Origin of the sequence: Actinokineospora terrae (assembly GCF_900111175.1) — a bacterium.
GTDB lineage: Bacteria > Actinomycetota > Actinomycetes > Mycobacteriales > Pseudonocardiaceae > Actinokineospora > Actinokineospora terrae.
The window spans coordinates 392,175-407,391 of the sequence record NZ_FOGI01000004.1; the positions used below are offsets into that span (position 1 = coordinate 392,175).

The 15,217-nt window shown below is 72.5% G+C and carries 13 protein-coding genes; 8 read left to right on the forward strand and 5 right to left on the reverse strand.

Features of this window, described 5'->3' with window-relative positions; genetic code table 11:
* Positions 1-4 precede the first annotated feature (4 nt).
* Entirely contained in the window at positions 5-2,770 is a 2,766-nt protein-coding gene (gene aceE / locus BMY07_RS10325; protein WP_092776895.1) for a pyruvate dehydrogenase (acetyl-transferring), homodimeric type, read from the forward strand.
* Between the two features lie 52 nt (positions 2,771-2,822).
* On the opposite strand, the gene BMY07_RS10330 is transcribed toward aceE, so the two are convergent.
* Positions 2,823-3,443: a nicotinamide mononucleotide transporter family protein gene (locus BMY07_RS10330; RefSeq protein ID WP_092777347.1), complete on the reverse strand. Its 621-nt coding sequence runs from the start codon at positions 3,441-3,443 to the stop codon at positions 2,823-2,825.
* 435 nt (positions 3,444-3,878) lie between these two features.
* Positions 3,879-4,646 (reverse strand): hypothetical protein, encoded by a 768-nt coding sequence (locus tag BMY07_RS10335; protein WP_092776897.1) that lies wholly within the window; start codon positions 4,644-4,646, stop codon positions 3,879-3,881.
* 203 nt (positions 4,647-4,849) lie between these two features.
* On the opposite strand from BMY07_RS10335, the gene BMY07_RS10340 reads away from it, so the two are divergent.
* The 6 genes from BMY07_RS10340 to BMY07_RS10365 all read left to right on the forward strand — a co-directional run bounded on the left by BMY07_RS10340 (position 4,850) and on the right by BMY07_RS10365 (position 11,269).
* Positions 4,850-6,037, forward strand: a complete 1,188-nt coding sequence (locus BMY07_RS10340; RefSeq protein WP_092776899.1) for a PucR family transcriptional regulator — start codon at positions 4,850-4,852, stop codon at positions 6,035-6,037.
* A 162-nt stretch (positions 6,038-6,199) separates the two neighbouring features.
* Positions 6,200-7,123: an ACP S-malonyltransferase gene (locus tag BMY07_RS10345; RefSeq protein WP_092776901.1), complete on the forward strand. Its 924-nt coding sequence runs from the start codon at positions 6,200-6,202 to the stop codon at positions 7,121-7,123.
* A complete protein-coding gene (locus tag BMY07_RS10350) occupies positions 7,120-8,094 on the forward strand; it encodes a beta-ketoacyl-ACP synthase III (protein ID WP_092776903.1) in 975 nt (324 codons plus the stop codon). Before BMY07_RS10345 ends, BMY07_RS10350 begins: the two co-directional genes overlap by 4 nt.
* Positions 8,095-8,164: 70 nt before the next feature.
* On the forward strand, positions 8,165-8,416 hold the full coding sequence (locus BMY07_RS10355; protein ID WP_092776905.1) for an acyl carrier protein: 252 nt from the start codon (positions 8,165-8,167) through the stop codon (positions 8,414-8,416).
* 101 nt (positions 8,417-8,517) lie between these two features.
* Positions 8,518-9,765, forward strand: coding sequence for a beta-ketoacyl-[acyl-carrier-protein] synthase family protein (locus BMY07_RS10360; RefSeq protein ID WP_092776907.1), 1,248 nt, complete (start codon positions 8,518-8,520; stop codon positions 9,763-9,765).
* Between the two features lie 61 nt (positions 9,766-9,826).
* Complete coding sequence (locus BMY07_RS10365) at positions 9,827-11,269, forward strand: acyl-CoA carboxylase subunit beta (RefSeq protein ID WP_092776909.1); 1,443 nt, start codon at positions 9,827-9,829, stop codon at positions 11,267-11,269.
* 9 nt (positions 11,270-11,278) lie between these two features.
* On the opposite strand, the gene BMY07_RS10370 is transcribed toward BMY07_RS10365, so the two are convergent.
* Positions 11,279-11,875 (reverse strand): hypothetical protein, encoded by a 597-nt coding sequence (locus tag BMY07_RS10370; RefSeq protein ID WP_092776911.1) that lies wholly within the window; start codon positions 11,873-11,875, stop codon positions 11,279-11,281.
* 32 nt (positions 11,876-11,907) lie between these two features.
* The gene (locus BMY07_RS10375; protein WP_092776913.1) at positions 11,908-13,161 is read right to left on the reverse strand and encodes a hypothetical protein; all 1,254 of its coding nucleotides are present in this window, start codon (positions 13,159-13,161) and stop codon (positions 11,908-11,910) included.
* Between the two features lie 418 nt (positions 13,162-13,579).
* Between BMY07_RS10375 and BMY07_RS10380 the strand changes: the two genes are divergently transcribed.
* Positions 13,580-14,083 carry a DUF3145 domain-containing protein gene (locus BMY07_RS10380; RefSeq protein WP_092776915.1) on the forward strand — a complete coding sequence of 168 codons (504 nt, stop codon included), beginning with the start codon at positions 13,580-13,582 and terminating at the stop codon, positions 14,081-14,083.
* Here BMY07_RS10380 and BMY07_RS10385 read toward each other — a convergent pair.
* Positions 14,080-15,087, reverse strand: coding sequence for a D-cysteine desulfhydrase family protein (locus BMY07_RS10385; RefSeq protein ID WP_092776917.1), 1,008 nt, complete (start codon positions 15,085-15,087; stop codon positions 14,080-14,082). The two genes, BMY07_RS10380 and BMY07_RS10385, sit on opposite strands and share 4 nt — an antisense overlap.
* Positions 15,088-15,217 lie beyond the last annotated feature (130 nt).

The following is a 15,217-nucleotide window of genomic DNA, read 5'->3' on the forward strand; positions in this document are numbered from 1 at the left end:
CAAGTTGGCCACGCAGAAAAACCAGCCCGCCCCCGAGCGCGTTCGCGTCATCCGCGACGGCCTCGCCGCGCACCTGCCGGACATCGACCCGGAGGAGACCGCGGAATGGCTGGAGTCCTTCGACGCCGCGCTGGCGGGCGGCGGTCAGCAGCGCGCGCGCTACCTGATGCTGAGGCTGCTTGAGCGGGCCAGGGAGAGCCACGTCGGGGTCCCGGCGCTGACCAGCACCGACTACGTCAACACCATCCCCACCGAGAAGGAGCCCTGGTTCCCCGGTGACGAGGAGGTGGAGCGCCGCTACCGGGCGTGGATCCGCTGGAACGCGGCCATGACCGTGCACCGCGCGCAGCGCCCCGGCGTGGGCGTAGGCGGGCACATCTCGACCTACGCGTCGTCAGCAGCCCTCTATGAGGTGGGCTTCAACCACTTCTTCCGCGGCAAGAACCACGCGGGCGGTGGTGACCAGATCTACGTCCAGGGTCACGCCTCCCCCGGCATCTACGCCCGCGCGTTCCTCGAAGGCAGGCTCTCCACCTCGCAGCTCGACGGGTTCCGCCAGGAGCTCTCGCACGCCGGACCGGGCGGCGGCCTGCCGTCGTACCCGCACCCGCGGCTGATGCCGGACTTCTGGGAGTTCCCCACCGTCTCCATGGGCCTGGGCCCGATGAACGCGATCTACCAGGCCCGGTTCAACCGGTACCTGCGCGACCGGGGCATCAAGGACACCTCCGACCAGCGGGTGTGGGCGTTCCTCGGCGACGGCGAGATGGACGAGCCGGAGTCGCGCGGCCTGGTGCACGTCGCGGCCAACGAGCAGCTCGACAACCTCACCTTCGTGATCAACTGCAACCTGCAGCGGCTGGACGGCCCGGTCCGCGGCAACGGCAAGATCATCCAGGAGCTCGAGGCGTTCTTCCGCGGCGCGGGCTGGAACGTCATCAAGGTCATCTGGGGCCGCGAGTGGGACTCGCTGCTGCACGCCGACCGCGACGGCGCCCTGATCAACCTGATGAACACCACCCCCGACGGCGACTACCAGACCTACAAGGCCAACGACGGCGCCTTCGTCCGCGAGCACTTCTTCGGCCGCGACCCGCGGACCAAGGAGCTGGTCACGCCGATGACCGACCAGGAGATCTGGAACCTCAAGCGCGGCGGCCACGACTACCGCAAGGTGTACGCGGCCTACCAGGCGGCCACCGAGCACGTCGGCCAGCCCACGGTGATCCTGGCCAAGACGATCAAGGGCTACAACCTCGGCCCGCACTTCGAGGCCCGCAACGCCACGCACCAGATGAAGAAGATGACCCTGGACGACCTCAAGGCGTTCCGGGACACCCTGCGCATCCCGATCTCCGACGAGGACCTGGAGAAGAACCCGTACCTGCCGCCGTACTACCACCCGGGCCAGGACGCGCCGGAGATCCAGTACCTGCAGGAGCGGCGCCGCCAGCTCGGCGGATTCCTGCCGGAGCGGCGCACCAAGTCCAAGGCGCTGGTGCTGCCCGGCGACAAGGTCTACGACGTGCTCAAGCGCGGCTCCGGCAAGCAGGAGGTCGCCACCACGATGGCGTTCGTCCGGCTGGTGCGCGACCTGGCCAAGGAGAAGGACCTCGGGCCGCGGCTGGTGCCGATCATCCCGGACGAGGCACGCACGTTCGGCATGGACTCGATGTTCCCGACGCAGAAGATCTACAACCCGCAGGGCCAGCTCTACACCTCGGTCGACGCGTCGCTGATGCTGTCGTACAAGGAGAGCGAGCAGGGCCAGATCCTGCACGAGGGCATCAACGAGGCCGGGTCGACGGCGTCGTTCACCGCCGCGGGTACCTCGTACGCCACGCACGGCGAGCCGATGGTGCCGATCTACATCTTCTACTCGATGTTCGGCTTCCAGCGCACCGGTGACGGCCTCTGGGCCGCGGCCGACCAGATGGCCAGGGGCTTCGTCCTCGGTGCCACCGCGGGCCGCACCACGCTGACCGGCGAGGGCCTGCAGCACAACGACGGGCACTCGCTGCTGCTGGCGGCGACGAACCCGGCGGTGGTCTCCTACGACGCCGCGTGGTCCTTCGAGATCGCCCACATCGTGCGCGACGGTCTGCGCCGGATGTACGGCGAGCAGGCCGAGGACATCTTCTACTACCTGACGGTCTACAACGAGCCGTACCAGCAGCCCGCGGAGCCGGAGAACCTCGACGTCGAGGGCCTGCTGCGCGGCCTCTACCGCTACCAGGAGGCGCCGTCGACCGAGGGCCCGCGCGCGCGGATCCTGGTCTCGGGTGTCGCGATGCCCGCGGCGCTCAAGGCGCAGCGGCTGCTGGCCGAGGAGTGGGGCGTCGGCGCCGAGGTGTGGTCGGCGACGTCGTGGGCGGAGCTGCGCCGCGACGCGGTCGAGGTGGAGCGGCACAACCTGCTGCACCCGCAGGCCGAGCCGCGCGTGCCGTACGTCACCTCGGTGCTGTCCGAGGGCGTCGGCCCGGTCGTGGCCGTGTCGGACTGGATGAGCGCGGTCCCGGACCTGATCCGGCCGTGGGTGCCCACCGACATGCTCACCCTGGGCACCGACGGGTTCGGCTTCTCCGACACCCGGCCCGCGGCCCGCAGGCACTTCCTGGTCGACGCCGAGTCGGTGACGGTCGGCACGCTGGCCGCGCTGGCCCGCCGCGGCGAGGTGTCGCGCGACACGGTCGTCGAGGCCGCCCGCCGCTACCGCATCGACGACGTGGCCGCCGCCGGACCGCAGACCTCGGACCCCGGCTCGGCCTGATCCGCGCACGACGGCCGGGTCCCCTCGTCGGAGGGGACCCGGCCGTTCGCGTCTAGACGGTCGCGGGGACCTGGCGCTTGGCGGAGCGGTACCAGCTCACCCAGCCGTGGATCACCAACCCGGCGAACACGGTGTAGACGATCGCGCTGAACCACAGGCCACCGCGCAACTGCAGCGGCACCCCGATCGCGTCGACCACCAGCCACACCAACCAGAACTCCACCAACCCCCACGCCTGCAGCGCGAACGCCAGCACCGTCCCGACGAAGATCGCCGCGTCCGGCCACGGCGCCCACGACGCGTCCAGGGCGTCCAGCACGCTCGCGAACGCCGCCGTCCCCGCCGCGAAGGCCAGGGCCGTCACCGCCAACTCCCGGCCCGTGGCGCGCCGCACAGCCACCCCGAACACCGGGTCCCGGCGCCGCGCCCACGCCCACCACCCGTAGACCGCGATCACCCCGACCACGACCTGCCGCACCGCCAACCCACCCAGGTGCGCCGAGGCGTAGACGCTGAACAGCAGCACCACCGACGCCAACTGCACCGGCCAGGTGACCATCGACCGGCGCCGCGCCAGGAACACCACGGCCAACGCGAAGAACTGCCCGAACAACTCCGCCAACGCGATCCGCTGACCGAACACGGTCACCGAACTCTCCAGCAGAACCCCCACCACTCCCCCTCACCGCAGGCGACACCCAGTCCGAACACCCGGCCCACCCCCGATGTTCCCCCCGGCGATATGCCACGAAAGAGGGAACTCCCCCGCCTCGCCTGGCATCGGCCCCCGCCACGTTCCATAGTGGAACTACCGGTGGGGACCGGGGAGATGGGCCGCCCGGCATCGAGCGCACCGACATGCCGGGCGGCCCGCCCGATTCGCCTTGCGTGTTCGCGGAACGCGCTCAAGGGGGATCGGGCGTTTGTTGTATCTGGGGGGCGACCCCCCAGACCCCCACGGTGCGGGGGCGGGGGACGGCGGAACCAGCGAGAGGCGCTTGGCCTCCGGTTATCGCATCAAGGCCTGTGACCAATGGGGTTGTCGCCCGTGAGGGAACCGGTGGGGGCATTCGATTCTTGGTCGTGCTGTGGGTGTGTGGGGCGGGGGTTAGGCGGGGTGTAGCCAGGGGTGGAGGGTGATCAGGGCTAGGGGGAGGGTTGTGAAGCGGGCGGCTAGGTCGGGGGTTAGGACTACGAGGTCGACGGTGAGTTTGTCGGCGGTTGTGGTGGCGTAGATGCCGGTGGTGGGGTCGGCCATGAAGGGCTCGATCGCCTTCTCGGTGACGTCGCGGACGTGCTGTTGGTCGGCGATGGAGAGGGAGTCGGCTGCGGCGGGGATCACGCAGAGGTTGCCCTGGTAGAGGGGTTCGAGGGCTTTGCGGACGTCCGCGGGGTCGCCGTGGGCTACCTCGACGACCATCACCTGGGGGACGCGGGCGGCGGCCTCGGTGGTCGTGGTGGTGGGGAAGCCGTTGGGCCAGCCGACGCGGAGGGGGCGGAAGTCCTCGGGGTGGCTGTGGACGTAGTCGTGCAGCTGTTTGGTGTCGGCGTCGTTGCCGGGTTTCCAGCCGGCGGTGGGGGTGGGGCAGGGGACGGAGATGTCGGTGTCCGGCGCGGTAGGGGGATTGGGTTCCCGGGTCGACACCTCGAGGGTGTTGCCGCGCCAGGTGCCGCGGAGGGTCACGGGGGTGGGCAGGCCCTCGGGGTCGATGCCGGTGATGGGGACGCCGAAGCGGCAGGGGTTCGTGTCGGTGCCGAGGACCGGCGCCGGGGCGCAGAAGCGGGGTGGGCGGCCCGGTTCGGTGTGGACGGTGCCAGTGGCGACGGCCTGGTCGCCGTCGTGCAGGAGCGGGAGGTCGCCGAGGGCGACCGACATCGAGAGCGACCCCTGGTCGCCGGGTGTGGTCTGGGCGCGTGGCCGGTGATCCGCCGCGGCGCAGGACGTGAGTGTGGCGACCGCCAGTGCTGTCGCGGAAATCCTGGTCCGAGCCCCCATGGCGCCTCCCCTGCCGGTGATCGAGAAGTGTGGTGGGCGGTAGGGCCGGGGGACAAGGGCGGGGGGCGTGCGAGAGTGGTGGGATGAATGCGGGGTCGGCCGGGTTGTCGGCGGGGACGCTCGGGGCGGTCGAGCGGGCTTCGGGGAAGTTGGCCGCGGCGGCCGTCGCGGCGATGGACGAGCAGTTCGCGTGGTTCGGGCGGATGCCCGCCGACCAGCGGGCGTCGGTGCTGCTGGTGGCCCAGAACGGCGTCGCCGGGTTCACCGCGTGGTTGCGCGACCCGCGTGAGGCGCTGCGGCTGACCACCGACACCTTCCGCGGCGCGCCGAGGGACCTGTCGCGGTGGATAAGCCTCCGGCAGACGGTCGAGATGGTGCGGGTGTCGCTGCAGATCTTCGAGGACCTGGTGCCCGGCCTGGCCGCCGACGACGCCGAGCGGGCCGTGCTGTCCGAGGCGGTGCTGCGCTACGGCCGGGAGGTCGCGTTCGCCTCGGCGATGTCCTACGCCTCGGCCGCCGAGTCCCGCGGCGCCTGGGACGCGCGGCTGGAGGCGCTGGTCGTCGACGGGATCGTGCGCGGCGACGCCGAGGAGTCGCTGCTGTCGCGGGCCGCGGCGCTGGGCTGGGACCCGGCGGCGGAGGCGACCGTGCTGGTCGGCAACCCGCCGTCGGACGACCAGCCGACCGTGGTCTACGAGGTGCGCAGCCGGGCGGCCAGGGTCAGCAGGCCGGTGCTGCTGGGCGTGCAGGGCTCCCGGCTGGTGGTGGTGCTCGCCGGACCGGCCGAGGACACCGTCGACCAGGAGGTCCTGGTGAAGATGTCGGCCGCGTTCGGCGACGGCGCCGTCGTCGCCGGGCCGACCGTGGCGAGCATCGCCGACGCGCACCGCAGCTCGTCGGACGCGCTCTCGGGCCTGCGCGCGGTGGTCGCCTGGCCGGACGCGCCGCGGCCGGTGCGCTCGGCGGACCTGCTGCCGGAGCGGGCCCTGGCTGGCGACCCGGAGGCCGAGTGGCAGCTGATCGACCGGGTGGCGCGGCCGCTGGAGGAGGCGGGCGGGGCGCTGCAGGAGACCGTCGAGGCGTACCTGGCCACCGGCGGGGTCCTGGAGACCTGCGCGCGGCAGCTGTTCGTGCACCCGAACACGGTCCGCTACCGGTTGCGCAAGGCGGCCGAGCTCACGGGCCGCAACGCGGGCGACCCGCGCGACGCGCTCGTGCTGCGGGTCGCGCTGGCGGTCGGACGGCTGTCACGGTCGCGCGGTCTCTGGTAACGGACGGCAACGGCATGGTGTCGCGCGCGACAACTGACAACAAATGGCCGTCTCGGGTGGTAATAGCGTGGTGACATTTGGAGGGTCTCCACAAACACGGTGCCCCGACTTGGTGAGCAGCGGCATGCAGCCGAACGGCCGACGCAGTGTTGGCTGGACGACGTGATCGCACTACTCGCGCCAGGACAGGGTTCCCAGGCCCCTGGCATGCTCGCCCCGTGGTTGGAGCTGCCCGGTGCCGCCGAGCGGTTGGCCGCGTGGTCGGAGCTCGTCGGGCTCGACCTGGCCAGGCTGGGCACCACCGCCGACGCCGACGAGATCAAGGACACCGCGATCACCCAGCCGCTGATCGTCGCGGCCACGCTGCTGGCGGCCGAGGAGCTGGCCCGCCGGGTGCGGATCCCGGACGACGCGGTCATCGCGGGTCACTCGATCGGCGAGTTCGCCGCCGCGGCCATCGCCGGGGTGCTCACCGCCGAGGACGCGGTCGCGCTCGCCGCGGTGCGGGGCCGGGAGATGGCCGCCGCCTGCGAGCTGGAGCCGACCGGGATGGCGGCGCTGGTGCGCGGCACCGAGGAGGGCATCCTGGCCCGCCTCGACGAGCTGGGCCTGATCGCGGCCAACCGCAACGGCGCCGGTCAGATCGTGGCCGCGGGCAGCAAGTCCGCGTTGGAGAAGCTGGCCGCCGAGCCGCCGGAGGGCGCCAAGGCGATCACGCTGAAGGTCGCGGGCGCCTTCCACACCCACTACATGGCCCCGGCGCAGGACGCGCTGCGCGCGCACGCGGCGACCCTGTCGGCCCCGGCCGACGCGACCCGCACCCTGCTGTCCAACGCCGACGGCGCCGTGGTCGGCTCGGGCACCGAGGTGCTCGAGCGGCTGGTCGCGCAGGTCACCAGCCCGGTGCGGTGGGACCGCTGCCAGGCCACCCTGGCCGAGCGCGGAGTCGGCGCGATCGTGGAGTTCCCACCCGCCGGTGCCCTGGTGGGACTGGCCAAGCGCGAGCTGAAGGGGGTGCCGACCGTGGCGCTCAAGACCCCGGACGACCTGGACGCGGTCGTCGAGCTGGTCGGGGGTGCGGCATGACGGCGCTGCGCCTGGCCCAGACCGCCACGGCCACCCGCATCCTCGGGGTCGGCTCGTTCCAGCCGGAGCGGATCGTCACCAACGACGAGCTCTCCCAGCACATGGACACCAGCGACACCTGGATCCGCGAGCGGGTCGGCATCGCCGAGCGCCGCTTCGCCGGGCCCGACCTCAAGCTGGTCGACATGGCGGTGGCCGCCGGGTCCAAGGCGCTGGCCAACGCGGGCCTGGCGCCGACCGATGTGGACACGGTGATCCTGGCCAACTGCACCATGCCCACCCCGATCCCCAACGGCGCCGCCCAGGTCGCCGACCGGATCGGGGTCAAGGCCGCAGGCGCGTTCGACCTCAACGCCGCCTGCGCGGGCTTCTGCTACGCGCTGGGCACCGCCTCCGACCTGGTCCGGGCCGGGTCGGCGAAGCGGGTGCTGGTGATCGGCGCGGAGAAGCTGACCGACTGGGTCGACCCGACCGACCGGGCCAACGCGATCATCTTCGCCGACGGCGCCGGTGCCGCGGTGGTGGGCCCGTCGACCGAGCCCGGCATCGGGCCGGTGGTGTGGGGCAGCGCGGGCGACCTGGTCGACATGATCGGCATGCGCGACGACCGGTGGATCTTCCAGGAGGGCCAGTCGGTGTTCCGCTGGGCCACCACCAAGATCGCGCCGATCGCGCTGCGCGCCCTGGAGGCGGCCGGGGTCGGCCCCGAGCAGGTGGACGTGCTGATCCCGCACCAGGCGAACCTGCGCATCGTCGAGGCGATCGCCAAGAAGCTGCGCGCCGTGGGCGCCAGGGAGGACATGGTCGTCGCCGACGACATCGTGCACTCCGGCAACACCTCGTCCGCCTCGATCCCGATGGCCATGGACCACATGCGCGCCGCAGGCCGGATCAAGCCGGGCGACGTGGCGCTGCTGGTCGGGTTCGGCGCGGGCCTGTCCTACGCGGGACAGGTCGTGATCTGCCCCTGATCCGGGGGCACCGCAACTCCCCGCCGGGTGTCGTACCCGGCGGGTTCGAACACTAGGAAGGACACCTCGCATGTCGGAGAAGCCGAGCGACGCCCAGATCCTCGATGGCCTTGCCGAGATCGTCGAAGAGGTCGCCGGTGTCGCGACCGACGACGTGACCGCGGACAAGTCCTTCGTGGACGACCTGGACATCGACTCGCTGTCGATGGTCGAGATCGCCGTGCAGGCCGAGGACCGGTTCGGCGTGAAGATCCCGGACGACGAGCTGGCGAACCTCAAGACCGTCGGCGACGCCGTCAACTACGTCTCCAAGCACGTCTGAGACGCGGGCACCCCCAGCACGACTCCCCGGCTCCACCCGCTCCCCCTCCGTGCCGGCCAAGGGCCGGCGAGTTCCCCCATCCCGCTCGCGAAGGAAACCCGATGAGCAACGTCGATGTCGTCGTCACCGGGCTGGGCGCCACCACGCCGCTCGGCGGTGACGTCTCGTCCACCTGGGATGCCCTGCTCGCCGGAAACAACGGCGTCAGGGTCAACACGGCACCGTGGGTCGAGCGGTTCGACCTGCCTGCCAAGCTCGCCGCCACGCTGGCCGTCGAGCCGACCGCGGTCCTGCCCAGGGTGCAGGCCCGCAGGCTCGACCGGTGCGAGCAGATCGCGGTCATCGCCGCCAGGGAGGCCTGGGCGGACGCCGGGTTCGCCATCCCGACCGACGAGCACGAACCGGTCGACCCGGATCGGCTCGCGATCAGCATCGGCACCGGCATCGGCGGCCCGGTGACCCTGCTCGACCAGGACGACATCCTGGAGGAGCACGGTCTGCGCAAGGTCTCGCCGCTGACGGTGCCGATGCTGATGCCCAACGGCCCGGCCGCGCACGTCGGCATCGAGCTGCGCGCCAGGGCCGGGGTGCACACGGTGGCCTCGGCCTGCGCCTCGGGCGCGGAGGGCATCGCCAACGCCTGGCAGATGATCCAGAACGGCCGGGCCGACGTGGTGGTCGCCGGTGGCGCCGAGGCGTGCATCCACCCGATCACCGTGGCGGGCTTCTGCCAGTCGCGGACGCTGAGCACCCGCAACGACGCGCCGGAGCGGGCCTCGCGGCCCTTCGACGTCGACCGGGACGGGTTCGTGCTCGGCGAGGGCGCCGGTGTGGTGGTGCTCGAGCGCGCCGACCACGCCGCCGCCCGCGGTGCCCGGGTGTACGCGAAGGTGTCCGGCTACGGCATGACCTCCGACGCGCACCACATCACCGGCAACCACCCGGAGGGCATCGGCCAGATCGCGGCCATGACCAACGCGGTGCGCATGGCCGGGCTGACCCCCGGCGACATCGCCCACGTGAACGCGCACGCCACCTCCACGGTGGTGGGCGACATCGGCGAGGCGGCCGCGATCCGCAAGGCGCTCGGCGAGCACGTCGTGGTGACCGCGCCGAAGGCCTCGATCGGCCACCTGGTCGGCGGGGCGGGCGCGGTGGAGAGCATCGTGACGCTGCTGTCGATCTACTACGGCACGATCCCGGCCACCAGGAACCTGGAGAACCTCGACCCGAAGGTCGGCCTGGACGTGGTCACCGGTCAGCCGCGCAAGGTCGAGCTCGCCGCGGCGATCAACAACTCGTTCGGCTTCGGCGGCCACAACGTGGCCGTGCTGTTCACCGCCGCCTGACCGCGGGTCTTCGGCGGGTCTCCAGCCAGAGGGGGCTAGGGACAAGAGGAGTTCGGATCGGATGACCGCCGTGGTCACGCTGACGCCATGCCCCGACAGCGAGCGCGAGGTGGACCCGCGGACCCCGCGGGTGCGCCTCGCGGCCCTGCTCGACGAGGACTCGCTGTCGCCGTTGCGGCCCGAGGACGCCAGTGGCGTGTTCGCCGTCCGCGGTCGCATCGATGGTGTGCGAGTGGTCGCCTTCTGCACCGACGCGACCCGGATGGGCGGGGCGATGGGCGCGGCCGGTTGCGCCACCATCGTTGCCGCGATCGACACGGCGTTGCGCGAACGCTGCCCGGTGCTCGGCATCTGGCACTGCGGTGGCGCGCGCCTCGCCGAGGGGGTCGAGTCGCTCGACGCGGTGGGCGCGGTGTTCGCCGCGATGGTCCGCGCGTCCGGGCGGGTGCCGCAGATCAGCGTGGTGGTCGGTCCGGCCGCCGGGGGCGCCGCGTACGGGCCCGCGCTGACCGACGTGGTGGTCATGTCGCCCGCAGGCCGGGTGTTCGTGACCGGGCCGGACGTGGTGCGCAGCGTCACCGGCGAGCAGATCGACCAGGAGGGCCTCGGCGGGGTCGAGGCCCACGGGCGCAGGTCCGGCGTGGTGCACGTGGTCGCCGCCGACGAGCCCGACGCGTACGTCCGAGCGCGGCGGATCACCTGCCTGTTCGCCAAGCCGGGCCTGTTCGACCTGCACGCGGTGCGCGACGAGCAACCGTTGCGCGATCTGCTGCCCGAGCGGCGCAACCGCGCGTACGACGTGAAGCCGTTGCTGCGCGGCATCCTCGACCGCGACGCGGCCGGGGTGGCCGAGTTCGAGGAGCTCCAGGCCCGCTGGGCGCCCAACATCGTGATCGGCCTCGGCAGGCTGGGCGGCCGCACGGTGGGGGTGGTGGCCAACAACCCGCTGCGCAAGGGCGGCTGCCTGGACTCCCTGTCGGCGGAGAAGGCCGCGCGGTTCGTCCGGCTGTGCGACAGCTTCGGGGTGCCGCTGCTGGTGGTCGTGGACGTGCCCGGGTACCTGCCCGGGGTCGCGCAGGAGTGGGACGGCGTGGTGCGGCGGGGCGCGAAGCTGCTGCACGCGTTCGCCGAGGCCGTCGTCCCCCGGGTGACCCTGGTGACCCGCAAGTCCTACGGCGGCGCCTACGTGGCGATGAACTCGCGGTCCCTGGGCGCCACGGCGGTGTTCGCCTGGCCGGACGCCGAGGTCGCCGTCATGGGCGCGCGGGCCGCGGTCGGCATCCTGAACCGCAAACAACTCGCCGCCGCCCCCGACGACGAGCGCGAGGCCCTGCACGACCACCTGGCCGCCACCCACGAACGCGTCGCGGGCGGGGTGGACCGAGCGGTGGCCATCGGCGTCGTCGACGAGGTCATCGATCCCCGCCACACCCGCCGCACACTGGCCGAGGCCCTGGCCGCCGCCCCCGCGGGCCGCGGCGCCCACGGCAACATCCCGCTGTAGACCCGCTGCTCAGCAGCGGTCGTGTTGAGGTGAGGCGCCGGTGGGACCCGCGTCGATCCGCCATTCGCCCTCAACCTCGGTGAGGGGGAAGATGACGTTCCAGCGGATGCACTCGGCGGGCAGTTCCAGCGGTGCGTCGGCGGGGTCCTGCTTGCTGACGAAGGTGAGCAGGACCCTGGCGTTGCTGACGGGGCCGGTCTCGATGCGGTAGACGACGACGCTGCCGTCCTGGGTGGTGCGGTAGGCGGCGCGCCAGGTGTCCTCGGGCATGTCCTTGACGCGGGCCTCGGTGACGGTGGTCTTCCAGCGGGCGTAGTTCTTGCCGTTGATGGCGTCGAAGTACGTCTGCAGGAGCTGGCGGACCGTCTCGTAGAGCGGGTGGCCGGTGGCGTCCTGGGTGGCGCGGACGTCGCGGGGGCCCGGCTGGGCGCTGATCGGGATCGCGCCCGCGCTGGGCAGGATCGGGGCCGACTGGGACTGCCGCTCGACCGCGCCGGTCGCGTACAGCTCCCTGGCGACCATGGCGGCCGCGGCGGCGGCGACCACAGCGACGAGGATCACCGGGAGCAGCCACCGCTGGCGCTCCTGGTCGGGGGCCGGGTGCACGCCGCCAGCCTGCCACAGGCGGCCCCCGGGACTCAGCCCGACAGGGTGAGGCGCATGGCCCGGCCCACGATCTCGCGCAGCACCGGGTCGTCCTGGGTGGAGGGTTGGTCCAGCCACACGACCTGGACCAGTTTGACGCTGTTGCCCTCGCGGCCCGAGGCGCGCAGCGCGGTCTGGAACGGCGGCACCGCCCCGCCCGGCCAGGCGACGCCCTCGGCGGCCTGGTCCAGCACGGTCCCGGCGCCGGGGCGGTCGAGGACGGCCTTGAGCTCGGCGGCCGAGGTGCTGCCGGTGAAGCGCAGGACGCCGACGAGGACGGCGGCGCGGTGGCCGGTGGTGGTGGCCTCGAAGCGGCCGCGCAGCAGGCGGGCGCAGCCGTTGCGCTCCAGCCAGGTCCGGACCTCGCCGTCGGTGTGGGCGGCGCAGTCGGTGGCCGAGGCGGTGCCGACGCCCGCGAACTCCACCGCCTCCGGTGCCGGGGCCCCGGTGCCGCGCGCGGGCCCGGTCGAGGAGTTGTCGGCGCTGACCGCCACGGCGATGCCGACCACGAGCACCAGCGCGACGACCACCGCCGCGACCACCGGCCACCAGCGCACGCGCTTGGGCTTGGCGGGCGGCGCGGGTCGGCGCAGCGCGGTCAGCGGCAGGATCGTGGTGCGCTCGGCGGCGGCCTCGGCGGAAAGGCCGTCCGGGAATCCCTCGGCGGCCAGGTCGTCGTCGGTGAGCGTCGAACCCGGTTCCAGAACGGCGAGCACCCGGCGGAGTTCGTCAATGGGGCACGGCCGGGTGTGCACGGCGAGTTCCCTGGCGACCGCGAGCAGTGTCATCGGTTCCGGGTGCAGAATCCGAACACCCCGGTCTTTATCCGCGGCGGGCTGGTCGACCTGCGAGACATAGGGACCGACCGCGACAACGGTGCACACCGGGAGCGGGCGCGGTTGTTTCTCGCGGACCAGGGCCGCGACCGCCGCGGTGGCGCCCAGCGCGTTGGCCGCCGGGTTCACCGGCCCGTCCGGCCTGCTGATCGGCCAGCCGTCGACCTTCCAGCGGTCCTCCAGCGGGGCCTCCAGCCGCAGCGCCGGGTCCGGCAGGTCGACACCGAGCACCACGAGCACGCCGCGGGGCAGCAGGACCACCGCCTCCACCGCGGAGCCGAACCCCGGTACCCGCACGCCGAGCAGGGCGATCCCGCCCGCCACCGCGTCGCCGCGGCCCCACGAGGTCAGCGCGGCCCGCACGTGCGCGCCCACCTCGGACGTCGTCTCACCGACGCGGACCAAGCGCACGGGCGTCACCTCCGGCAGCGAGTTGGTGGGATTCCCACCATGGCATGACACGCTAGCGGGAGCACCACACGACCGAGTGACGAGATGGCCGCACGTGCCGGAGACCCGCCCGCGACTCACCGGGTCGGGGTAGCCCGATCGCGGAAAGATCACAACTTCACGCAACGCCGCCCCGTCCCGCGCGTCTTCTGGGGAAGATCAACCGGGGCGGTCGGGGGGGAAATCCACCGCCCCGGCCGCGCCGTGCCCGCATTCCGGGCGCAATTGCTGGGGCGTGGGGTGATTTCGGGGTTCGTGTGGCCAAAGTGTCCGGTGGCAGGGCACAATGGCGCCGGGAATACCGCGTGTGGTCAGCAGACACCCGTTCCGGCGCAGGACGTAGGGGAAGACGATCCTCGTCGAGCAGCGGAGGTCAGCAGTGAGCACCCGTGGCAACACCCAAGGTGTGGTGTACGTCCACTCGTCGCCGGCTGCGGTCTGTCCGCATGTCGAGTGGGCGATCTCGGGCACCCTCGGGGTGCGCGCCGAGTTGCGCTGGACAGCGCAACCGGCCGCCCCCGGTCTGCTGCGCGCGGAATGCGCGTGGACCGGCGAACAGGGCACCGGGTCGAAGCTGGCCGCCGCCCTGCGCGCGTGGCCGATGACCCGGTTCGAGGTCACCGAGGAACCCAGCCACGGCATGGACGGCGAGCGCTACTGCTACGCCCCCACGCTGGGCCTGTGGCGGGCGCGCACCAGCGCCAGCGGCGACATCGTGGTGGACGAGAACCAGTTGCGCGCCATCGCCGCCTCCGCCCGCGGTGGTGAGTCCTTCGCGTTCAAGGTCGACGAACTGCTCGGCGCCTCGTGGGACGAGGCGCTGGAGCCGTACCGGCGCGCCGGTGACGGCGCGCCGGTGACCTGGCTGCACCGGGTCGGCTAGCCGCCGAACTCCTGCGCCACCTCCGGCGCGTAGGCGAACAGGCCGGGCAGTCCGCCGGTGTGCAGGAAGACGACGGTCTCCGCCTGCCCGATCTCCCCCGACCGCGCGGCCGCCACCAGGTAGGCGGCCGCCTTGCCGGTGTAGACGGGGTCGAGCGCGATGCCCTCCGTGCGGGCGAACAGGGCCAGCGCGGCCCACACCTGCGGGGTCGGGATGCCGTAGCCGGGGCCGACCGCGCGGTCGTCGGTGTGCAGGGTCGCCAGCGCGGGCTCGGGGGCGCCGAGCAGTGCGGCGGCCTCGGTGGCGAGGCGGGTGATGTCGGCGCGGGACTCGTCGGCGGTGTGCGACACGCAGGCGGCGTCGAGGCGGATCGAGCGGCCCTCCAGCCCGAGCGCGACGCCCGCGGCGGTGCCCGCGCTGCCGACCGGCACGACGACCCGGTCCGGGGTGGTGCCCGCCGCGTCGAGTTGGGTGAGCAGTTCCGCGGTCGCGGACACGTACCCGAGGACCCCGGTGGCGTTCGAGCCGCCGACCGGGATGGTGACGGCGGTCCGGTCGTGCTCGGCGGCGTCGGCGGTCAACTCGCGCAGCTTTTCGGCCACCTCGTGTTCATCGGCGCAGAGGTGGATGTTCGCGCCGAAGACACGGTGCAACGCCATGTTCCCGGACCGCTCATAAGCCTCACCCGATCGCGGGACGGCGCGGGTCAGCACAAGATCACACCGCAGACCCAGGCGCGCGCACGCGGCCGCGGTCTGCCTGCCGTGGTTGGTCTGCAAGGCGCCGAATGTGATCACCTGCTCGACCCCGGCCGCCACCGCGGAACCGAGCAGGAACTCCAGTTTTCGCAGCTTGTTGCCACCCACCCCCAAACCACTGACGTCATCGCGCTTCACCAGCAGGCGACCGACGCCGAGTGCGGCGGCGAGCCGGGGGCAGTCGTCGAGCGGGGTCGGCCAATGACCGAGCGGGAGCCGGGGGAACACGGTCAGCTGGTGCGTCATGGGCGAACTGTAACGCCGGCGGGCCGCCAAGCGAGAAGGCCCGGATTGGACCGCCGGAAATACCTGACCGACCCCCATGTTGCCTGGTAGGCAATTACCGCCGAACGGGTGGCGGTTTACGACCCCCGAT

Coding starts and splice junctions, on each gene's coding strand:
- BMY07_RS10350 (WP_092776903.1), top strand. CDS start 7,120: ATGACGGCGCTGCGCCTGGCCCAGACCGCCACGGCCACCCGCATCCTC.
- BMY07_RS10355 (WP_092776905.1), top strand. CDS start 8,165: ATGTCGGAGAAGCCGAGCGACGCCCAGATCCTCGATGGCCTTGCCGAG.
- BMY07_RS10365 (WP_092776909.1), top strand. CDS start 9,827: ATGACCGCCGTGGTCACGCTGACGCCATGCCCCGACAGCGAGCGCGAG.
- BMY07_RS10360 (WP_092776907.1), top strand. CDS start 8,518: ATGAGCAACGTCGATGTCGTCGTCACCGGGCTGGGCGCCACCACGCCG.
- BMY07_RS10385 (WP_092776917.1), bottom strand. CDS start 15,087: ATGACGCACCAGCTGACCGTGTTCCCCCGGCTCCCGCTCGGTCATTGG.
- BMY07_RS10340 (WP_092776899.1), top strand. CDS start 4,850: ATGAATGCGGGGTCGGCCGGGTTGTCGGCGGGGACGCTCGGGGCGGTC.
- BMY07_RS10335 (WP_092776897.1), bottom strand. CDS start 4,646: ATGTCGGTCGCCCTCGGCGACCTCCCGCTCCTGCACGACGGCGACCAG.